This is a genomic window from Spirosoma daeguense (genome assembly GCF_054776875.1).
The window spans coordinates 67,892-91,138 of sequence record NZ_BAAHBF010000007.1 but is presented as its reverse complement, the minus strand read 5'-3'; the positions used below and the strand labels follow the sequence as shown (position 1 = coordinate 91,138).

Below are 23,247 nucleotides of genomic sequence, written 5' to 3'. Positions count from 1 at the left end.
GAAACCAGATTTTTGATTTCATCCCTCAATCCGTTTAATCCCGGTTCAGGTTCGGACTAAGCGTTTCCGAGGGTGCGCTCGGGCTCATTGGCGCGTGTGGCTGGTACGTTTTCTGTACGCTGACTCCAGTCGGTTTCTGTTACGTTCGTTGTATCATCTTCCACCAGAGAAGCTTGCCCCCATGACGCCCGTTTCGATTCTTCTATAGACTTTCGCCTATCTTCGTCTTCTGCATCTTCGCCTTCGATTTTATTCTCGGCATCAATTTTTGCTACGTCGCCAGGCACGTCGGTATCGTTGCTATCTGCAACACGCGATGGCAATTCGTTGTCAAGATTTTTATCATTCAACTGCGCCAACTCTGGGGGAATACCCATTGTGTTGTGCATAGCCTGAGCCGCATACGACTCTGTGCTTTCTTTGCGTGATTTGCTACTTACACTCATAACGTTGATTGGTTTAGAATTGACTTTGAAAAGATTAGTAGATCGGTCTATTTTTTAAATCTGTTCCGGTTTCGGCAATATCTTCTTCGCGTTCTTTTTGCGTTTTATCAGACTTATTCAGCTTCGAATCGCTATCGTCTTGCTTTTTAGCTTCTTTTTGCGCTTCAGGTGCTGGCACTTCATCGTTCGACGCATAATCATCTGGACCATGCGTTGTTACGTCGACCGTGGCAGTGTTACTTTTCTTTGAATCAGCTACGGCTGCCTGTTCCCCTTCTTCGGTTACTTCAAGCGTGCTAGTCGACGTATCGCCCATGCGCAGAATACCGTTCTTACTATCCATATCGGTACTGCCAATTGCCCGGTCATTCCGGCCATCCTGACCACCCCGAACCTGTTGGCTATCGAGACCGTTCGCTGAATTTTCCTGTTCATAACGATTTCGATTATCCTCCATCGCTCTGTCCTTGTCGGTGTCGTCAGACCCAAAAGGCCCTTCGGTACGACCATTTATCTGCGCATCGCTGCGTTTTACATCATTTTCGTCTTCCATGGCATTGAGTCATTTTATATTAGTGAAATAACTCTGTTCAGGGCAAAAAGTTTAGTTGATCCATGTAGAGTTTCCTGCGTAATGCTACGTAGTAAATCTTCGAATGGGCTTTTCCGGATTGTCGCAAATGACCTACCGAAAAATCAATATACCTACCGAAAAATATACATTCAGGTACAGAATGCAGATAGACCCGAAGATTAGTCGCTACTTTACGAAGCCTTTTGTTACCAGACGATCCAGTACGTATCTTTTATTATAGTAGATAAAACTGGAATGAGTATTGCCTGGCAATGCTGATGAGGCAAAGATTTTTTAATAGTTGGATAAAGCGTAATGCAGAAAGCGGACCGACCATGTCGACCCGCTTTTTTTAGTTCCAGCGCATAAAAAAACGGCCGTCAATTGATGGCCGTTTTTCAAATTTATACTCACAAGATAATTAATCAACATCCCAGAACAACTTCGTGGCAAACACGTCGATTGTTCCTTGTGCTTTTACATTAGCCGAATTTGAGCCTCCTTCTGTATTCGGATAGAAGAAACGTAGTGGCCGTTTGTTAGCTTCTGGTACCTGTACGCTTTGCGGAATGACTGGCAGGTTTGTACGGCGGTATTCTGCCCATGATTCCAATCCATTGAAGTTGGTATTGGCAATCCATTTCTGAATGGCAATCGCGGCTAATTTATCTGTCGAAGCATCCCAATCGTAGTTCTGAATTTTGCTACCTTTAAATGCAGCGGCACCGGCCGTATTTGCTCCTAATACGCGGAACGACTGGAGAATACCTTCTTCAAAATACGCCTTAGCTGTACCTGTCAACGTTACGTCGGTATATCGCTGTTTTGCTTCGGCTAGCAAAAACTGAACCTCGGAAGCCGTCATCAGAATATAAGGGCGATTAAATTCACCTTTTACGAGCAGACTTGGCCCTACAGACGTAGTGTTGGTTGGCAAATAGCCTGAGCTGGCACCGAAAGGCGTACCTGAGTAATTTGCTACCACTTCTTTTAGCGTACTAACACCCGGTGTCGATGCGTTTTCTCCGCCGTTCGCATACGCAATACGCTTCAGCCGAAGCGTATCACCGGCTGCTTTCAGGTTGTTTACGAGAAACTGCGTTGGCCGTGGGTAGTTATTCAAAGCCCGTTTTGCACCGTTGGCATCATAGCCCCAGCGATCATAAACTGGGTTCTGTTTGCCAGCCGTTGCCAGATAGAACGAGGGGCCGCCAACACCCACATCGAAACCCGTCACAAATCCCGAACCTTCCGTCACTATTTTGTTGATTTCAGGTTTGATATAGGCATCACGTCCTGAAACTTTAGACTGACGAATCAGAATACGCATTTTAAGCGAGTTGGCGAACTGTATCCAACGGGTGATATTACCATTGAAAATAATATCAGAACCGGTGAATGCGCTGGCAAACGTATTGGCTTTCAGATCGACAATGGCTTCGTCGAGCAGAACGATCAGGGCTTCATAAACAGCTTTCTGATCATCGAATTTAGGAGCCAGTGCTGCCGTTGCTTTTAACGCATCTGTATAAGGCAGGTTGCCATACATATCCACCAATTGCTGGAATAGCATGGCTTTCATAACCTTCGATGGCCCTTTCAGATATTTCTGATTGTTGGCATCTGCATTATTGATTACGAACTGATAATCCTGCAGATTGTCGTAATACGGGTCCCAATAATTGAAATCACCATCGGTATATTGGTAAGCAAACTGAGACGTATTGATAATGTATCCATTACCCTGCGACCACTGTCCTGACCAATAATAACCTATTTCACTCGAACCCTGACCAGCATTTGTTCCACCAATGTTGGTTGCGGTTGTGAAGAGTGCGTTGGTAAATACAAAACTTGGAGACGCCGTAGGTAATTGGTTTGGGTTGGTGTTGACATCGAGAAACGATTCGCTACAGCTACTACCAACCAGGGCCATAAAGGCCGATATGACTATTGCTTTTAATTTCATGTTAAATCAATCGTTGGGGTACTTAGAACGATAGGTTAATATTTACGCCATACTGACGAACTGGTGGCGTCTGCGTAGTGGTGTTGATACCAATACCAATAGCTGTATTTGTTGTTGGTACAGCCGTGCTACCTGGAGCTGGGTTACCCTGATAACTGAATTCTGGGTCTGTGTAGTAATTCAGCTTATCAACGATCGTGAACAGGTTACGTCCATACACAGCAATGCTGGCACCGGAGAAAATCTTGGTTTTGGTGATCAGGCTCTGCGGTATGCGATAGGCCAGATTAACATCGCGAAGTTTGATGAACCAGGCTGGCGTAACAAAGTTCTCGGTGATCAGGCGGTAGTTATCAACCCATAGACCATATTCCGCTTCACGTACCATCGTGGTGTTTGCCGATACCGTACCGTCAGCATTCAGAACAGCCGAGTTCGGGAAAATCTGAGGAGCCCGGTTTTCCGTCCATTTACCCGTTCCGGTAAACGTCATTTGCCGACCCAGATCGCTGTACATTACGTTACCACCACGATATTCGAAGTTAAACGTAAAGCTCAGATCACCATACTCAATTTTCGAACCTAAACCGGCAATGTGCCTTGGTAACGTACCACCACGTCCAACTAACGACGTATTACGTAGTGGATATCCGGTTGTTGCGTTTACTAAAACCCGGCCCGATCCGTCTGGCGCATACTGATAACCATCGGTTTTCAGGTATGGGAAACGCATGTCTTTTATTACATTCGTTGTTGCGTATGAATAGCCGCCGTACTGAAATTCGTTGATGCCTGGATACAGGTCAAGAACTTTGTTATCGTTGTACGAATACCGGATAGCTGCATCCCATGAGAATTTACCACCACGAGCAATCAGATATTTCAGTTCAGCCTCATAGCCCCAGTTTCTGGTTTCGCCAACGTTGATCAGCAAGTTTGAGAAACCGGTTGTGTTTGGCACCCGAACCGTAATTACTTGTCCTTTTGAGTTCTGCGTATAAGCCGATACGTCGATGTTGATCCGGTTGTTTAACAATTGGAATTCGCCACCCACTTCATACGAATACACTGTTTCTGGCTTCAGGTTGGCATCAGGCAACGTATTACCTACTGTCAGACCAACAGTATTGCCAAATGGGAAGTTGGCTCCGTTCGAATACACCAGATCTAAGCCGTATAACGGAATATTGTCGTTGGCGTTTTTGTTGGCATTAACCCGAATTTTAGCATAGTTCAGGAAATTTGAACGAATGCTTGGGAACGCGTCTGTCGGAATGAACGAAAGAGCCGCACCGTAGTATGGGTAAGACCAAAAGCTCGATGGGCGATTTGCTTTATAGAAACGAGACGTAAAATCATAACGGAACGAGCCGTTCAGAATCAGCCAGTTTTTGTAGTTAGCTGTCAGATCGGCGTAGTAACCATACCGACGCTCTAACGTAGTGGTTTCACCACCAGTTAATTCGCCCTGACGGTTTGCTACGTTATAGATGTCTGGAACCACAACTGAGCTTGAGCCAATCCCAATCGCTTTAACAGCGCGTTGGTAAATACTGTTACCCAACAATAATTTGGTAGAAACCGGACCAAAATCTTTGGTGGCATTGATCTGGAATTCGTTGTTGATTACGTTCTCTGTTCCCGAATAGTCTAATACAGAACCTAAGTTATCGGTAATGGTGCGGTAGATACCTGTTCCATCGCCATCGCGGAAGAACGGAGCGGGAATAAACGCCTTCGTTTTAGCCCAGTCAGAATACAGGAATTTGCCTGTTGTGTTTTTACCTGTCCGAGAGTTGTTCATCATACCCAACCGTTCGGTAATCGACAACCAGGGAGTAGCTTTTAACGTAGCGCTAACGGTACCGTTCAGGTTGGCATCCTTATATTTCATCCGGTTGTTGTCGGCATTGAAATACGGGTTGTTATAATAATCATTATAGAAACCGTTGGGGTTAGCAAACCGATTGTTTTGCCAATCGCGCAAATCAGCTAATGGCAGGTTAGCAGGCTGGTTCAGTACGTCGTTGTAGAAATCGGCCGAAGTCCGGTCATAAGAAGCCTGCGTATAGGCAGCATTGAACGTAGCAGACAGTTTACCAATCTCTTTTGTGCCCGATACACGAGCCCCTGTCCGATCACTTTTATCGCGTGGAACGATACCTGCAATCTTCTGATTTTCAATCGACATGTAGAACGAACCTGTTTCGTCGCCACCCGTGAAATTAATCTGATTATTCATCGAAACGCCCGTATCGAACGCTTTCCGGCGAGCATCAGGAATAGCCGAATAAGGCAGCATATACTGGCCACCATCTTCCGTTGTACGGCCCTGCATACGCATTGAACCATCAAATTGGTCGCCGTATTGCTGGTTTTCGTAGGAACGCCAGTTGTCTTTCAGACGCTCCAGATAATCAGTCTTATAGCCTGCTGCGCCAAACGACGTAGAATAGTGCGACCCCGAACCGTATTTTTCCTGAAGCGCAGGCAGGAAACTGATTTGCTCGAAGTTGGTACTGTTGGAGTAGTTAACTTTCAGTCCGCCTTTCGTTCCTTTTTTGGTTGTGATGATAAGTGCTCCGTTGATACCTGCCGAGCCATACAACGTAGCAGCCTGACCACCTTTCAGAATCGAAACGCTTTCGATGTCATTGGGGTTGATCGTAGCCAGAATTGTAGAAGTAGTCTGCATACCATCCAGAACTACAAGCGCTTCGTTATTACCGGTTAAGGAGCGATAACCACGTAGTACAACTTTCACCGCCGGGTCTACACTGTTGTTCACATTGTAGACAGCTAAGCCTGTCACCTTGCCAGACAGTGCCTGTGCCAGTTGCGGAGACCGGCCGACTGTTACGTCGCCTGTTTCTACTTTCGACACAGCATAACCAATTTCCCGTTGGCTCTTCCGAACACCTTGTGCCGTTACAACTACTTCCTGAAGTTGTGACGCATCAGGTTTCAGTGAAAAATCGAGCGTTGTCTGATTCTCAATTTTAGCGCTTGTTGTTGTGAAGCCAATAAAACTAACCTGAAGTACATCGCCTTTTGCGGCTGTAATCTGATACGCACCATCTGCATTGGTGGTCGTTCCCTGATTTTTCCCTTTGATAATGATACTTACGCCAGGGAGTGGAGAACTGTCTTCTGATGAAGTGACTTTTCCGCTGATGACCTGAGCCAGCATAGGAATAGCGCACAAACACAGCAGGAGCTGTGTAAGTAAAAATTTACGCATAGAACATCGTTTAAGTTAAGAAAGTGGTACTAAATTAATAATCCACCTACAAATATAACATCGAGTATCAGATCAAAATTTGGCACTAGTTTACGAGCGTAAAATTATTGACTAAGGAACTAGGTTCTAGTAAAAGAAAATTTGCCACAAATACACCTTTCAATACATTTTGGTATTCATATCACGCCTTATTAAATTCTATAAATAATCTTATTTCAAAAAATAATTTACTTGAACACACGATATTCCGATTTGTCACCATTAACCTATATTAAATTTTTTAATTATATTTTAATAAGATCATACAAATACATTAATTTACAAAATTCATCTATTTACATACTTAGTTTTATATTCTAAACAAAAAACGCCAGCTATTTATAGCTGGCGTTTTTTGTTTAGAATATAAAACCGTTATTGTTTATCCCACCACACACGGGTATACTGATCATCTTTACCCTGACGCGTAATCACATCATTGTAATTCTTTGTGTTCAGCGTTGTTACCGTTGTAGGATAAGCCAATCGGCGAGGAATAGCCGTACCTCCATTTAAGGTAGAAGCAGCAGGCTTCAATACTGGATACCCAGTACGTCTCCATTCATTCCAAGCTTCTGTTCCCTGGTTGAATAAAGCTATCCAACGTTGGTTACCGATACGTTCGATAGCGTTTGCCTCTGTATACGCTACGTCGGGTTGAGCGATATATGTGTTGAAGGCAGCATCAGTATATGCGGTACCCAACCATTGTTGCATCGATGCTTTGATAGCCGATTCATATAGCGTCTTCGCATTACCTGTGGTCCAGCCTAGCTTGGCAGCTTCCGCCTGCGCAAACAGTACCTGTGCATAGGTCATAATATTAGCCGGGGCTGTTTGAGCGCTAATAGCTGAACCTGCCAACGAATAATCCTGCGCTTTACCCGGTGCAGGAAAAACAGCATATGGAGCACCTACATATTCTCCTTTAAGATTTGGGGCTGCATAAATTTGTAAACGTGGGTCACCTAATTTTTTGAGATAATCCACAAACGTATTACTTACAGCAAAATCTTTCCGGTTTGAGCGAACATAGTTAGCATACAACGGATTTTCGTTGTTTACATCAGCTTGAAATTTATATTGTACGTTATCAGCATTCGATGTCAGAACACCATCTGCCAACGCTGCGGCAAACTCAGTTTTACCTTTAGCCGGATCAATTTTAGATAAACGTAGCGCAGCAATCAAGCGGAATGAAGCGGCTAATTTTTTCCAGCGCGCAGCATTGCTTCCCAGAATAATATCACCTGCAACGGCTGTGCCCGTAGTAAATTGAGCGCCTGCTTCTTTCCACTCCTTAAACAGGTCGTTGTATATATCCTGTTGCTTATCGAAGGCAGGGGAAAAATTCTGGTCACCTTTCAGGGCCTGTGTATACGGTACGTCTCCCCAGCGGTCAGTGATAAACTGATAAATGTAGGCTCTCAGAATACGAGCAATTGCAATCTGATTGGCATTAGCCCCGTATTGAGCTGCCCCACTTTTTGTTGCTTCATTTGTATTTTGATCAATTACTGCCTGTAGATTAACTAACGGTCCTGAATACAGCCCGTTAAAGCTAAAATTGATCGTTTTATATCGCGAATCCTCAATGTACGTTACGTCCGAAAACTGTTGTACATAAAGTGCAGGAGCAATGTTGAAGCCACCAGGCCCAACTTGCGAGTTCATCGTTCCCACTGTGCGTTGAGCCCCCGTCATTAAGCTAGCTGTATTCGGGAAGAGCGCACTGTTCGGGTTTACGTTCAGCTCCTCAAATTTGTTACAGGCAGCTGTTGTTAGTAACAATCCACCCAGAAGTATTGATTGAAATGCTTTCATTTTTGTCGACAATATCGTTAGTACGTTACGTGTAAGCCGTTTTTCACTGTGTTAGGCTTATACGTAACGATATTATTTATAAGCTTACACGCAGGTTAACACCAAACGAACGAACTGGAGGCAACTGTCCACCTTCGTACCACAGGGTTTCTGATTCAGATATATCAATACCACCACCGATTGCGCTATAAATTAATACAGGATTACGAGCGATCAGTGAGATATTAGCTGACTGAGCCCATTTACCCAGCATACGTTTGGGCAGATTGAATCCGAAAGCAACCTCACGCAGTTTAACGTAGGTTTTGTTATAAATCCACCGTTCGTTCAGCGCAAACAGCCAGTTTTCATACAGATTCTGAGCATCTACGCGCGTCGTATTCTGGCGGCCATCTTCGGTTACACCATCAAGCAGTACGCCACCACCAGTAGCAGGATCATCACGTAGCGGTTTGCCCAGTTCATTCAGACCAGCCGTTTCAGCACCTAAACCTGAATAAGCATTGAACATTTTGGTTGTCGAGAAAAATTTGCCGCCTACAACAAAATCCGTGTTTACTCGAAGTGTTAAGCCTTTATAGCTGAATGTGTTTAACCAGCCACCTTTAAACTTCGGCAGTACAGAGCCTAGCTCTACGTTATCTTCTTTGATATACAAACCTGCATTATCGCCACTACCATAGACCATGGGGCGACCATTTGCATCTTTTTTGATCCCCTGACCAACTAATGTACCCCAATCACGGGCCGAACCATCAGTACCTGTGCGAGCATTCAAGGTCAGTGTACGCCATTGAGGACCATCAATCTGATAGTTGGTCAGACCACTAGCCAGTTCAATCACCTGCGATCGGTTGCGATCGGCATTGATGTCGAATTCCCAGCTAAATCCATTCGGATTTTTGATAGGGTTAGCATAGATATGCAATTCGAGACCCGTTGTACGAATCAGGCCAGCATTAACCACTGCATTTGTGTACCCACTGGTTGGGTCAACTGGGAGCGGAATAATCTGGTCTTTGTTATTATTCTGATACGCCGTGAATTCTAAACCAATACGGTTGCCTAGGAAACGCAGGTCGATACCACCTTCATAAGACGATGACAGACCAGGCTTCAGATTTGCATTTGGCAAAGTGCCCGGTAGAAACGCTGTTGCGTTAGTACCATATGGCTGACCAGCGGTATAAGCTAAAGCTGTTTGGTAGGGTCCAACGTCTGTACCAACCTGTGCATAACCAGCACGGATTTTAGCATACGATATCGTATTGCTCTTTGGCAATAATTCGGTCAGAATCAAACCAGCAGATACCGATGGATAAAAATAGGAATTATTAGCCTTTGGCAACGTCGACGACCAGTCGTTACGTGCCGATGCTTCTACGAAAACGAAATCGCGAAAACCAATACTTACGTTACCGAATACACTATTTACCTGCCGTTCGTAGAGGTAGTTATTAGCCAATGGACGACCAATCGAAGCCGCTATATTGTAAAAACCTGGAGCAGAAAGGCCGCCCTGAGTAGCCTGGAATAGCACGTCAACACGGTTATAACGAATATTACCACCCGCATTAGCTACAATTGACAGGTCTTTGAAATTCTGGTTATAATTTGCCAGTAATTCATAGTTGTTTTCCCGGCTATTTGTGTTGAGCGTTGAGAAACCACCCAAACCACCTTCATTCAACGTACCGATAGCAATACGTCCTTGCTGGTAGTAAGCATTCTGATCACGACGTACTGTAGCCGAAGCTTTCAGTGCGGGTGTGAACTGATATGTCAGACCGAAATCTCCAAATAACCTGTCACTACGGTTTGTATTGGTGTTTTCGTAAGCACTTGTAAAAGGGCTATCCCAATATTTAGGCCTTGAGTCAAGTGGACCACCAATATTCCAGCTACGGAACGTACCATCCGGGTTTTTGTAGTTACGTAAGTCTTCAATACTTACCTGACGTTGAAACCACTGGTTAAAGCTACCAATTGTCTGATTATATCCGTTCAATACAGGGTTACTAACCGTTAGTGGTGTTCCCGAAAGACCGCTGTTCTGAGGAGACGTACCACCTGTAGACCCATAACGGTCAGCCGGTTGATTCTTCGTGTTCGTAGCCGTGTAATTGATATTCAGATTGGCTGTCAGGTTCTTACCAAAATTAATGGCGTTCTTAGCGCTGATATAATCCCGTGTTTGAGATGAATTTGGAATAATACCATTGTTAATAATGTGCGTATACGACACCCGGCTCTGGAACATATCCGTACCCCGCGAAAAAGCAATGTTCGTGTTATTGCTAATTGGCTTTTCGAAAAAATCTCGCACGTTGTTAGGCTGCGGAGAGAACGGCGTTAATTGACCAAACTGTGGTCCTTGTTGCCAAGAAGCTGCCGAACGGTGCGGAGAGCCATCTAGGCGTGGCCCCCAGCTTTCATCTGCTGAATAGTCCAGAATTTTCTGACCATTAAACGAAGCCCAGGCGGCTGGATGGATGGCCGGATCATATTCGAACGTTTCCCAAGCCTGTGAATAACCCCCACCGTATTCGTTTTGATATTTAGGCAACAGTGCCACCATATCTAACGTAGTACTATGATTGATATCAAGGCGAGTTTCACCAGCTTTGGCACGCTTAGTTGTGATCACAATAACACCAGCCGATGCCCGGTTTCCGTACAATGCTGTAGCTGATGGTCCTTTTAGAACCGACAGATTTTCAACATCATCCATATTCACCTGACTAATGTCAGTTGGTGTACCGTCTACGATGTACAATGGATCGCTACCACCAAGTGAGTTAATTCCGCGAATACGAATGCTTGGGTTACCGAATTTAGCTCCAGATTGGCCAAGAACTTGTACACCAGCTACTTTCCCAGCCAGCGCATTACCTACATTCTGATCGCGGGCAAAATTTAGTTTATCGGCTTTAACCTCCTGAACAGCATAGTTCAGCGCTTTCTTATCCCGAGCAATACCTAAAGCAGTTACTACAACTTCCTGTAGTTGGGATGCATCCGGTTCCATCGTCACATCAATTGCCGAACGATTTCCGATGGCAACCTCCTGGCGCGAAAATCCAATAAACGAGAAAATGAGTGCAGTTGCGTTCGACGGTACGTTTAAACTGTAGTTACCAGTTGCGTCTGTGGTTGTACCGCGAGAAGTGCCTTTTACCGAGATGTTTACTCCCGGAAGCGGAGAGCTGTCTTCTGATGAAGTGATCTTTCCATTAATAACTCGGTCTTGAGCCATCAACGGAATAGCAAATAGACACAGGATGAGCTGTGCTAGTAGATATTTACGCATAACGTTTTAATAAGTTAAGAAATGTTAAAACTTATTTCAAAGGTATTATATATTCTTAATAATAATATCCGACGCTATTCGCAGCTTACCTAGCTGATAATCTTAAAATATTCTGTTCTGGAAAATAAAATTTTGAAAATCTACCATTTAACTTAATCTGCCGATTTTTTCGGGAAGTCTCCGGCTTCAAAAATTTAATATTGAATCAATAGTTTTAATTCTATTTTAATAAAAAGAAACCGTTAAGATATTTTTAGTATACACTTAAATTTATTCTCGCTTTACTACAGATATATACCAATAGATATACGCACTATTCATCTACAAAAAGTACAATTACCTATTCATTACATAAGGAATTATACTAAATTGGATTAGGGATTTTTCACTACAGATTCTTAACTGTTTATGCTACTATAATTACTACCTTTCAGCCAATTATCCTTTTATAAACCGGACCAATCCAGCTTCAATTAATAGAAAAGCTAAAGCCGCTAATAGGAAATACTTCCACAGACTTTTACCCAAATTTTCCTTCTCTAATACCTGCACAAAATCGCCGTCCTGGATACTATCAAACACCTCTACGTTGGTTTGATTAGCAAACGTTCGGCGTAGTTCATCCGCCGAATAAAAATCCATTGACGATTCTTGATTTCCGTGGTTAAAAGCCAATAACCGCTCCGTTTTATTGTTTAGCTGAAGTTCATAATAGCCAGACTCAACCTCCTGCCCAGCAGCTAACTCATTACTCTTGGGCATTTCGAGCAATAACTGATTCCCAACGATACGCTGTACTGGAATAATTTCCAGCTTATCATGCTTCAGTTTATAAACTGATCGTTCTGAGGGATTATTTACGGGAATCGTAACCAGATTATCATCAAATGAATAAGCGGTCCGTTGAGAACGCACACTAAGAGCTGCCATTTTGTACATAACCGGAACAAACAAAGCATGCTCAGCCAAATTTCCATAAGCTGAAGTTAGCGGGTTAGCCAGTATATATATATGTCCCTGGCGGGAAGCGGCTCCCCCTCCTACTGTCGAATGCGTCAGCAAGGGACTTCCATCCCTTAGATTCAGCAATCTTTCTCCCGCATTCCAACGCCACACAGGTGCTGCTGTCGGCATATTCAGTGGCTCCGATTGGTAACTCTGCTGAAATACATCCCGGAAAAATGGATTCCGTCGATCAGGATCTGCTGTAGGAAGTGTACTCGGTTCAACACCCGAAATGGCCGTAACCTGCAAATTTCCAACTCCCAAGCCCCGAAGAAAAGGCTCGTATGATGCTGCACTAGGATTAGCAGGTGGAATAACGGTGAGGCTACCTCCCTGCCGAACAAAGCGTTCAAGTTCGCTACGTAACGTACCGTTCACTTCTGTTACGCCTTCTAATACCACTAAATCAGTCTCTTTGAGTTGACCTACATCGAAGTTCTGAGCGTTAAAACTCCGCCGAACAAACAAACTGTCGTTCGAGTAAACCGCATCAATGTAATCAGTAGAGCGCGAAGCAGAACTAGCCTTCTGCTCAAACAAATGTAATACCCGTACGGCTGGCGATGCTTCGATCACAAAAAAGTATTGGTTGTCGAACGTAATAGGAAAATCTTCAAAAACGATACGTCCACGATGATAACCCTTAGATGTTACGTTAAAATTGAGCGATACAACGGTTGAACCGCCCGGTGGTAACGTAGCAGACGCCGTTGATGTCTGAGCATCATCCAGATATAAACGTACTGGAAGGTTTTTCACGTTTTCCCGACCAGCATTATTTAGCTTGACGTTCAGGCTATTATTTTGCATTTCCCGGATAAAAGGTGTACTCAGCCAAACCGAATCTACATAAACGTTTTTTGTCGATTGGGCATCGAGCGGCACTATAAAGAGTCTGTCTGTCGTGTCAATTTTCAATTGAGATAAATCGCCAGCGGTGCTTTTTTGAAAATCTGAGAACCAGAATAATTGATTACGTCCGCCGGGATTTAGTGAACTCAACAGATTACGCTGACGCCGATAAACGGTTTCAAGCGTGCGCGGTGTATGTGCAAATCGGATAGACGTAACACGGTCACGAACAGATTCGGCACTTCCAGCCTGTTGTTCAGCTATTGAAAAATCATTGGTCAGTAATTGTAAGGATGTAGCATTGCGAAATAGGGTCAGTAGTTCATCTAGCTTCCCGATAGCTATATCCAGATAGCGTTTCGTATTGCGCTCATTCTGCATACTGAATGAGTTATCAACGTAAAGGCTTGTAACGCCCTGTCTTGATAAACCAAGTTTATTTTTACTTGGAATAAATGGTTGCGCAAAAGCGAATACGAGGCAGATCAGGAACAAACAACGACAGGCCAGGATAAGCCAATGTTTCAGCCGTCGAAATGATTTCGTTTCTGTCTGGACAGTACGTAGTAGCGCTACGTTGGTAAAGAATACCCGCCGTGTCCGCCGGAAATTAAACAGGTGAATGGCTATCGGGACCGATACCGCTAATAAACCAAACAAGAAGGAAGGATATAGAAAATTCATTCAGAGTATTTGCCGCAAACAATCTTTTCTTATTAACGACCCGACACAAGCCTTTCGTTTCTTCAGTGCCGAAGTTAATCAGGGATTGTGATAACTAAAATGCAGATTAAGTCAGTATAACAAGTAATGCGCCAAAAATTCATTTTACACAGCTTTTCTGTGTATTAGTTTGATAAATACAAAAAGCCCCAGCTAAAAATTAGCCGGGGCTGGATTTTGTTTTACCCTTATTAAGCTTGTAAAACCATGTTTAGGTCTACAGCGTCCGTTTCACCTCTTTCAGTTCGAAGCTTTCGATTATATCACCAACTTCAATATCATTGAAGTTCTTGATACTCAAACCACATTCGTAACCGAATTTCACTTCATTTACATCTTCTTTAAAGCGTTTCAGTGCACTGATTTCGCCGGTATGTATCACAATGAAGTCGCGGATGATACGGATTTTGTTGTTCCGTTTAATGTTTCCTTCTGTTACGTAACAGCCGGCAACCGTACCAACTTTGCTTATCTTGAATACGTCACGAACTTCAATATTACCTACGATCACTTCTTCAACTGTTGGCGCTAACAGACCTTCCATAGCGTCTTTAACATCGTTGATCGCATCGTAGATGATTGAGTAGAGCCGTATTTCGATTTGCTCCTGTTCGGCCAGTTTACGTGCGCTTGAAGACGGGCGAACCTGGAAACCAACAATAACCGCATCCGACGCTGAAGCCAGTAGCACATCCGATTCGGAGATTTGGCCAACCGCCTTATGGATAATGTTAACCTGAACTTCCCCTGTAGAAAGTTGCAACAACGAATCTGATAGAGCTTCTACAGAACCGTCTACGTCACCTTTTACAATTACGTTCAGTTCTTTGAAAGTACCGATTGCTTTCCGACGGCCAATTTCTTCGAGCGTAATGTGCTTGCGAGTACGTAGCGTTTGCTCACGTAAAAGCTGTTCGCGTTTGTTCGCAATTTCGCGGGCTTCACGCTCCGTCTCCATTACGTTAAACTTATCGCCTGCCTGTGGAGCACCCGGTAAGCCGAGTATCTGAACTGGTTTAGCAGGTCCTGCTTCTTTGATACGTTCACCCCGGTCATTTGTCATAGCCCGAATACGGCCGTAGTGAGCACCAACCAGCATCACATCTCCCTGACGTAACGTACCGTTTTCAACCAATACGGTTGATACGTATCCACGTCCTTTATCAAGCGATGCTTCGATAACTGTACCTAGTGCACGACGATCAGGATTCGCTTTTAACTCCAGCAATTCTGCTTCAAGCAATACTTTTTCGAGCAGGTCGTCGACGCCCATTCCCGATTTAGAAGATATCTCCTGAGCTTGGTACTTACCACCCCAATCCTCCACAAGGAAATTCATAGAGGCCAGCTCTGTACGAATTTTCTCAGTATCGGCACCTGGTTTGTCTACTTTAGAGAAAGCAAAGACAATTGGTACACCAGCTACTTGTGCGTGATTGATGGCTTCACGTGTTTGCGGCATCACACTATCATCAGCAGCAATCACAATGATTACTACGTCAGTGACTTTAGCACCGCGAGCACGCATGGCCGTAAAGGCTTCGTGACCCGGAGTATCCAAAAACGTGATCATTCGATCATCAGCGGTCTTCACGCTATATGCACCAATGTGCTGCGTAATACCACCTGCCTCTCCAGCAGCTACTTTAGCTCGGCGAATGTAATCAAGCAACGATGTCTTACCATGGTCAACGTGTCCCATAATGGTCACAATTGGAGCCCGGTGTTGTAAGTCTTCTGGAGCATCGGCTTCAACGTCGATACCTGCTTCGGTTTCATCCTCTGCCGATACAAACTGAACATCAAAGCCAAACTCATCAGCAATTACCGTAATGGCTTCAGCGTCCAAGCGTTGGTTGATCGAGACGAACATACCCAAGTTCAGACAGACCGAAATAACGTCATTAATCGATACGTCCATGAGCGATGCCAGATCATTAGCTGACACGAACTCGGTCACTTTCAGTATTTTCGCTTCCAGTTCTTCCTGTTCGCTTAGCAAACGGCGGTCTTCTTCGCGCTGATTCCGGCGATCACGTCGACGATCCGCACCGCGATTTGGGGTATTCCCCTGCATCCGGGCGTTCGTTTGCTGAATTGCCTTACGAACATCAGCCTGAGTAGGTGCTTCACGACGATTGTTACCACCCGCGCGGTCATTACGACCTCCACGATCCCGGTTATTACCACCCCGATTACCACCTCTCTGATTGTTCTGGTTATTTTGGCTATTCTGATTATTACCTGAGGCTGGCTGTCCTCCCCGGTTCGCTACGTTGCCTCCCTGAGTTGGCGAATTACCAGTTGTACGATCTCGATTACCCGTATTCTGGTTCCGATCTCCTTGTGGACGGTTGTTATCCCGCTGGCCACCCGCCTGATTTGGCTGACGATTTCCGTCACGTTGTCCACCCGCCTGATTTGGTTGGCGATCACCCTGACGATTCCCATCACGCTGTCCACCTGCCTGATTTGGCTGGCGGTCACCCTGACGATTAGCAGGTCCACGATCTCCATCGCGTGGCGGACGGTCGTTACGATCATTACGAGCATTGTTTCCACCCTGTCCCTGTGGCTGAGTGCCTTGCGCAGTACTACCTACTACTCCTTCACGGCCACCTCGAATACGTTTCCGTTTCTTTTTATCGGCATTACTACCACCCTGCCCTCCCTGACGGGGGTTATTAACAGGAAGTTCGATTTTGCCTAATATTTTTAACCCACCAAGTTGATGACTACCAGCAGCCCGAATCGTTTCGGTTGGCGTATTATCATCCTCATCGTTTTCAGGTTTTGGTGTTTTTTCGGTTGGCACAACAGGTGCTTTCTCCTGCACAACAGGGGCCTTTTCAGTGGGTAGTGCTGGTGTTGGCTTAGGAGGCTCGGCTTTAACTGGCGTAGGCGTAGTAGTTTCTACTTTAGCTGCTACAACAGGAGCTTCAACTGGTTTCTCGACAACAACCGGTTTTGGTTCTTCAACTTTTACGCTTTCCACTGGTTTCACGGGAGGAGCTACCGATGGTATTTCGGTTTTAACCTCGGCCTTCTTTTCTACTGGTTTCACAACCTCAGTTACAGACACTGGAGGTGTATTTTGCACAGGAGGGGCAACTGGAGTAACCGGTTTGGGCTCTTCAGTTTTTACACTTTCCACTGGTTTCACAGGGGCAGCAACAGGTTTAACTTCCTCCTGCGGTGGCACTACTTTCGCCTGTGGTGCAGACGTAGTAGCTGGTTTTGCATTCAAATCGATTTTACCCACTACTTTCAAACCGGGCAATCCTGTCTGTGCGGTCTGTGGAGCAGGTTTTGGCTCGACAGATGCTTCTTTAACAGGCTCGACAGGTGTCGGTACGGATTTATTTTCGACAGTAGTGCGTTTCGCGTCATCACGACGCCATGCCACTACATCATCCTCCTGACGGCGCTGAGGCTCTGCTACCGCAGCCGGAGCTTCGGTTCGGCGAGTACCGCTCAGGAGTTCCGTTGATTTGTATTCCTTCGCTAACACCTCCAACTGTTCCATGTTGATTTTGGTGTTAGGATTTACTTCAACCTTAAACCCTTTGGCAGACAGACTATTCGCAACAGAGGACAACCCTTTGTTTAGAATTTTTGCCACTTGGCTCAGGCGCATTGACTTTTCTTCTGCCATACGTTCGGTCTATATTCGGCAAATTTAATGGTTGTTGATATGGTATGAACAATAGTTACAGCAATTAAAATCCCTTCCGCTAATAATGTATTATGAATAATGTAAAATGGATGATGTTTTACCGATATGTCACCACCCATTTTACCATTATCTGTATACGTTATTGTTACTCAAACTCCTGTTTGAGAATATTCAGAATTTCCTCAACCGTATCTTCTTCCAGATCGGTACGGCGAACCAGCTCTTCCTTATTTAGGGCAAGTACACTCTTGGCCGTATCCAAACCTACCTTCCGAAGTTCTTCGATCATCCATTCATCGATTTCATCAGAGAACTCCATTAGGTCAACGTCTTCGTCGTCTTCCTGCCCTTCATTGTCGCGGAATACGTCGATTTCCATGTCCACTAAACGCCCAGCCAATTTGATATTCTGGCCACCTTTACCGATTGCCAATGATACTTGGTCAGGCTTTAGAAATACAGATACACGCCGTACATCGCGATCAATCTGCATCGAGCTAATTTTAGCCGGACTTAGTGCCCGACTAATTAGTAACTCCAAATTTTCGGTATAATTAATGACATCGATATTTTCGTTGCCCAACTCCCGAACAATACCATGAATCCGGGAACCTTTCATACCAACACAGGCACCTACCGGATCAATACGATCATCGTATGATTCTACAGCTACTTTAGCGCGCTCACCAGGTTCCCGAACAATTTTCCGAATCGAAATCAGACCATCGTAAATTTCAGGAACTTCAATTTCAAACAAACGCTCTAAGAATACGGGCGAGGTACGTGACAATACAATTTTGGGTGTACCATTCAACATATCGACCCGGCTGATAACGGCTTTTACCGCTTCTCCTTTACGATACCGATCTTTCGAAATCTGTTCAGTGCGCGGCAAGCTCAATTCATTGTTTTCCCCATCAACCAGAATGATCTCATGTTTCAGCAACTGATATACTTCTGCCGTAACTAAATCACCTACCTGATCTTTGTATTTTTGATAAAGGAGTTCTTTTTCCATATCCTTTATCTTCTGAATCAATGTCTGACGAGCCGTTTGTACTACCCGACGTCCAAAATCTTCCAGTTTAACTTCTTCGGCAACCTGTTCGCCTACTTCAAAGTCATCCTGAATTTTACGAGCTTCGGCCAGCGGAATTTTGTCATAATCCCATATATCTTCAGAATCGTCATCAACGATTTCGCGGGTGCGCCACATTTCCAGATCACCACTTTCTGCGTTGATAATTACGTCGAAGTTTTCGTCGGTACCATATTTCTTACGAATCATGGTACGAAAAACCTCTTCCAGAATAGAGATCATGGTAGGCCGGTCAATATTTTTCGACCGGGCAAAGTCAGCAAACGATTCAATTAATAGTCCACTGGTCATCTTAGTTGTTTTAGTCAATAGTCATCAGTCGATAGTTGCCGGACAGTTGTTTTAATAAGCTCCAACTATTGATTGACGTCTCATTTAAATGATATTTCTACATTCGCTTTCTTAATTTGCTCAAACGGAATTGGCGTTGGCCCAACAGGACTCGTTTCAGCAACTACATCAGCTTCTTTTTTCTTTTTACTCTTTGACTTTTTTACGGGCAGAATATCAAGCACGATTTGCTCATCAGCAACCGATTCAAGCCGACCAGCTCGAGTTGTTCCATCAGTTAATGCAACAATTATCTGCCGGCCAATATTCCGAACAAATTGCCGAGGGAACGTGAGTGGATAATCGATTCCGGGCGATGAAATTTCGAGCGTAAATGGCTTTTCATCGAAAAAATTCATTTCATCCATCACCGCACCTAATTGCCGGCTCACCTGCGCACATTCGTCAATGGTAATTCCGATATCGCTATCCAGCAAAACGGTCACTTTTATACGACCACCCTGCCGGCCAGCCACCTGACAGTCAACAACATAAATGTGTCCATTGTTAAGGTAAGGCTGTAAAAGTTCAATGATTCTGGCTTTGTCGTCCATAAGGTAAGGCTAACAAAAAAGGGAGTGCGACTCCCCTCTTTAATCAATGCCATATGGTTTTTGTGTCACAAAGATAATATGTTTTTGCGTGGATAGCAAGCAGGTATATTGCCTGAAAGAAGGCAATTCAGGCATTATGCTTTATTTTTGAGGGAATGAAGATATTTGCCTCTACCAGAAACACACTATGACAGTAAAAATGAGAATCGGGCAGCTCGTTGCCTTTTTTTTCCGGTCATTGCTGTGGTCGCTAAATTTATTGCTCGTTTTATACACCTGTTTAGCTTACTGGCTACTCTATGATTTACCCGCTCAGCATTGGTTGGCAGGTATGATTATGATTACGTTGCCGGTAGCAATATTTCTTAATTTAGTCATTGTTATTCTCTGGCTCACTTCCCGCCCGTGGCGTAGCTGGTTGTCTGGGCTTGTTGTTATTGTTGGGTTGCTTTTGTTTGGCTCCAGAACTTTTGTCTGGAATACTCCTAAGCCAGCTAATCCCAAAGCCGAAACAATAAAGGTATTTAGTTATAATGCGCACACGTTTGGGCTCGAAGATTATTGGACACGTTATCATAGTTCGCCCCGCGCCCGACGTATCATTGACTACGTATTACGGTATGATGCCCCAATAAAATGTTTTCAGGAGTTTGCTACTGATGTTGAAATTCCCGATTATGACATGGCAACTCGTTTCAAAGAGGCTGGTTATAAATATTCGGAGATGCTTCATCCTCACCATGCTCGTTCACGAGAGGGCTATATTGGCGTCGCTCTTTTTTCTAAATATCCCATTGTTGCTTCGGGTAGTCAGATTTTTTACGGTGTTAATGGCTTAGTATGGGCAAATATTAAAGTAGGTAACGATACCATTCGTGTCATCAATATTCACCTTCAATCGATGGGAATTCGTGTTGGCCGAGTACTACGTCAGGAGAAACTCAAAGAAGTACAACACGAAACACGGGGAGTTTTGAATGCACTGCGTAACGGCTTTATCGAACGCTATGAGCAGGTGAAGTTTGTTGAGAATTATATCAAAGAAAGTCCCTACCCTGTAATTGTTACGGGCGACCACAACGATACACCCTATAGCGTTGTTTATGAGCGTCTTCGCCGGATATTACCCAATAGCTTTGAAGAGGCCGGTCGGGGATTTGGCTTTACGTATAATCGATTACCGGGTTTTATACGTATCGACCATCAGTTTCACGATCCTAAGATAGCGGCTCTAAATTTTGAAACGATTAATTACATCCGCTACTCTGATCACTACCCTATTGTTGGTACGTACCAACTGAAGAAATAGGGCATGCATCATTATTAACTTCTAATACGTGCCCCTTACCCCCTATTGTTTTACTCTTTACGGGTGCGCATTAACCCACTCTTCTCCATCCGTAAAGACTTCCTTTTTCCAGATAGGTACAGTCTGTTTGATGGTGTCAATAATGTATCGACAGGCGTCAAAAGCGTCGGCACGATGGGCTGTGGCCACACCAATCAGAACCGCTATTTCTCCAATCTGCAACGTACCTTTCCGGTGAATAATCAGGTAGCGCAGTAAAGGCCAGCGTTGATGAGCTGCATCGGCAATTTTTTGCATCTCGCTAACAGCCATACGGTCGTAAGCTTCATATTCCAATCGATCAACGGGGCGCTGTTCTGTATTGTCACGTACAACCCCTAGAAACAGATCGATGGCACCTGCCTGTGCCGACTGGAGTTCTTGAAGAGCTGAGGTAACATCAATCGGTTCAGATGTAAGAGCAATCATAAACGAAAAAAGAAGACGGGAAGCAAGATAAGGTAGCGTTTTTCTTCGATTATAGACTAGCCCCCGCTCACAGGAGGAATCAACGCAATTTCATCGCTCTGTTGGATAACTTGGTCTACTTCAGCATATTCTCCATTTACGGCCACCATTACCGAACGAATTGCGGCCAATGGCGGGTAACTCTGATAAAGCTGCTCAAGCAATTCGGAAACGCGTGCACCAGCCCCCAATGGTACCGATACAGACGATTGTCCCGTTAAATCGCGGGTAATACCGAACAAAAGCACAGAAACAGTTGGGTTCATATTGTAGGGTCAATCTATGTAGTCTGTCAACAAGGGTAATGGCCGTTGAAGTTCGCTACGTCTCCATAAAAAAGCCTGCATCATCTGTTTAGGAATGACACAGGCTTACTCTATATACTTCTTACTCACTATTTCGAATTGTCGAGCTTACGTTCAGCTTTTCTCATTTTGCGGTCGGCTTTGTCGAGGGCTTTATTCGTGCCATCTTTTACATCTTCCTTGGCATTACGGGCTTCTCTCGATATTTTTCGGCCTGCTTTACGCGTTTCACGACCGGCTTTGTCGGCAGCAGCATCGACCGTACGACCAGCCTGTTTTGCCGTTTCTTTCGCATTTTCCTTCGTATCCTGAGCAACGATAACGGTGGTTGACAGGGCAACTACAGCCAGTAGCATTATTATCTTTTTCATGGTTGTTGAGTTGATTTAACGTAACAACCGCGTATAAGATCAATTGTTTACTAATGGCGCTATAGGCTAATCTTTATGCTTAAAGACTTTCACCTGATAAACATAATCCTGCATACGTTTAATCTGTTGTTTACGTGGCAGGTTAGCCAGTGCATTCTTTCGATTTAAACGTAACGGCTGTCCTTTAAGTGAATCGTTTGGTATATTATTAAGGGCCGCTAGCAGGTAATTAGTTTTTACTGCAAAGCTGACTCCTTCCGACGTAGTCTGCTTCCCACTAATGATTCCTATTACGTTACCCTTTTCATCGAGAAGCGGCCCACCCGAGTTACCGGGGTTTACGCCAATAGCAACCTGATAGGCCGTTGAATCGCCCCGGAAGCCTGTTCCAGAACTCAAATAACCTTCGCCATAAACAATTTCCTCACGCGGATAACCGAGGGTAAATACACGTTCGCCTAAATCAGAAGAATGAGATTGGAAACCATACGGAACCGGCGGTAATGTCCGAAAAGCGCTATCGTCGCAAAGTTGCAGAAAAGCAAGGTCATGCTGGCTATCTGTATAAACAACCCGTGCTTTATAAACCTCTCCTTTCGAACTTTGTACATATACCGAATCAGCATCGCGAACAATGTGATTGTTTGTCACAAAATAGCCATCAGGAGTTAACAGAAAGCCTGAACCAGATACTTGGGCTGGGTTAATTGTCAAACCTCGTCCACGGCCATTTATATCACTTATAAGTTTCCGCTGCGACGATTTAACCGCCTGAATTTCTTTGCTTAACAAACTATACTGTTGCTCTTGTTGGTGACTCTGCTGATACGACCGATATAAAAAAATCGAGCCGAACGTAGTAATAATAGCTGCCGAAGCTGCCACAGCCAACGTAGTACGGTACGTCTGCCACAACGCCCGAATCTGGCCCGATGTCTGACTACGAAAACGATACGTCTCAGCTTCCTGCCGCATCTCGTTCATATCGATGCGCGCCTGTACTTTTTTAAGTCGTTGTTTGAATCGAATCCGTTCGCCGTAAGCGTACAGCGACTGCTCTAGTTCACGTTCGTCGTTCATTGTTACGTTGCCAAGTTAACGGGTAATAAATCT

General features: G+C 44.5%; 15 protein-coding genes. 1 reads left to right on the top strand and 14 read right to left on the bottom strand.

The annotated features are described in order from the left end of the window. Nucleotides 1-56: 56 nt before the first annotated feature. The 10 genes from ACYVD4_RS22110 to ACYVD4_RS22065 all read right to left on the bottom strand — a co-directional run bounded on the left by ACYVD4_RS22110 (nt 57) and on the right by ACYVD4_RS22065 (nt 19,642). Nucleotides 57-446 carry a hypothetical protein gene (locus ACYVD4_RS22110; RefSeq protein WP_460949454.1) on the bottom strand — a complete coding sequence of 130 codons (390 nt, stop codon included), beginning with the start codon at nt 444-446 and terminating at the stop codon, nt 57-59. A 34-nt stretch (nt 447-480) separates the two neighbouring features. Beyond that, the gene (locus tag ACYVD4_RS22105) at nt 481-999 is read right to left on the bottom strand and encodes a hypothetical protein (protein WP_460949453.1); all 519 of its coding nucleotides are present in this window, start codon (nt 997-999) and stop codon (nt 481-483) included. A 442-nt stretch (nt 1,000-1,441) separates the two neighbouring features. Continuing rightward, entirely contained in the window at nt 1,442-2,989 is a 1,548-nt protein-coding gene (locus tag ACYVD4_RS22100; RefSeq protein WP_460949451.1) for a SusD/RagB family nutrient-binding outer membrane lipoprotein, read from the bottom strand. Between the two features lie 22 nt (nt 2,990-3,011). Continuing rightward, complete coding sequence (locus tag ACYVD4_RS22095) at nt 3,012-6,230, bottom strand: SusC/RagA family TonB-linked outer membrane protein (RefSeq protein WP_460949449.1); 3,219 nt, start codon at nt 6,228-6,230, stop codon at nt 3,012-3,014. 414 nt (nt 6,231-6,644) lie between these two features. Further along, the gene (locus ACYVD4_RS22090) at nt 6,645-8,093 is read right to left on the bottom strand and encodes a SusD/RagB family nutrient-binding outer membrane lipoprotein (RefSeq protein ID WP_460949448.1); all 1,449 of its coding nucleotides are present in this window, start codon (nt 8,091-8,093) and stop codon (nt 6,645-6,647) included. A 76-nt stretch (nt 8,094-8,169) separates the two neighbouring features. Continuing rightward, nucleotides 8,170-11,403: a SusC/RagA family TonB-linked outer membrane protein gene (locus ACYVD4_RS22085; RefSeq protein ID WP_460949446.1), complete on the bottom strand. Its 3,234-nt coding sequence runs from the start codon at nt 11,401-11,403 to the stop codon at nt 8,170-8,172. A gap of 438 nt (nt 11,404-11,841) precedes the next feature. Continuing rightward, nucleotides 11,842-13,944 (bottom strand): BatA domain-containing protein, encoded by a 2,103-nt coding sequence (locus ACYVD4_RS22080; protein WP_460949445.1) that lies wholly within the window; start codon nt 13,942-13,944, stop codon nt 11,842-11,844. A gap of 256 nt (nt 13,945-14,200) precedes the next feature. Then, nucleotides 14,201-17,638, bottom strand: a complete 3,438-nt coding sequence (gene infB / locus ACYVD4_RS22075; RefSeq protein WP_460949443.1) for a translation initiation factor IF-2 — start codon at nt 17,636-17,638, stop codon at nt 14,201-14,203. A gap of 166 nt (nt 17,639-17,804) precedes the next feature. Next, nucleotides 17,805-19,049, bottom strand: a complete 1,245-nt coding sequence (gene nusA / locus ACYVD4_RS22070; RefSeq protein ID WP_460949441.1) for a transcription termination factor NusA — start codon at nt 19,047-19,049, stop codon at nt 17,805-17,807. 80 nt (nt 19,050-19,129) lie between these two features. Next, the gene (locus ACYVD4_RS22065) at nt 19,130-19,642 is read right to left on the bottom strand and encodes a ribosome maturation factor RimP (protein ID WP_460949439.1); all 513 of its coding nucleotides are present in this window, start codon (nt 19,640-19,642) and stop codon (nt 19,130-19,132) included. Nucleotides 19,643-19,829: 187 nt separating this feature from the next. Between ACYVD4_RS22065 and ACYVD4_RS22060 the strand changes: the two genes are divergently transcribed. Beyond that, nucleotides 19,830-20,951: an endonuclease/exonuclease/phosphatase family protein gene (locus tag ACYVD4_RS22060; protein ID WP_460949437.1), complete on the top strand. Its 1,122-nt coding sequence runs from the start codon at nt 19,830-19,832 to the stop codon at nt 20,949-20,951. Nucleotides 20,952-21,008: 57 nt separating this feature from the next. Here ACYVD4_RS22060 and ACYVD4_RS22055 read toward each other — a convergent pair whose 3' ends face one another. The 4 genes from ACYVD4_RS22055 to ACYVD4_RS22040 all read right to left on the bottom strand — a co-directional run bounded on the left by ACYVD4_RS22055 (nt 21,009) and on the right by ACYVD4_RS22040 (nt 23,214). Further along, nucleotides 21,009-21,419, bottom strand: a complete 411-nt coding sequence (locus tag ACYVD4_RS22055; protein ID WP_460949435.1) for a molybdenum cofactor biosynthesis protein MoaE — start codon at nt 21,417-21,419, stop codon at nt 21,009-21,011. Nucleotides 21,420-21,475: 56 nt separating this feature from the next. Next, complete coding sequence (gene moaD / locus ACYVD4_RS22050; protein ID WP_460949433.1) at nt 21,476-21,724, bottom strand: molybdopterin converting factor subunit 1; 249 nt, start codon at nt 21,722-21,724, stop codon at nt 21,476-21,478. Between the two features lie 128 nt (nt 21,725-21,852). Then, a complete protein-coding gene (locus ACYVD4_RS22045; RefSeq protein WP_460949432.1) occupies nt 21,853-22,134 on the bottom strand; it encodes a hypothetical protein in 282 nt (93 codons plus the stop codon). Nucleotides 22,135-22,200: 66 nt separating this feature from the next. Next, nucleotides 22,201-23,214: a S1C family serine protease gene (locus tag ACYVD4_RS22040; protein ID WP_460949430.1), complete on the bottom strand. Its 1,014-nt coding sequence runs from the start codon at nt 23,212-23,214 to the stop codon at nt 22,201-22,203. Nucleotides 23,215-23,247: the final 33 nt, after the last annotated feature.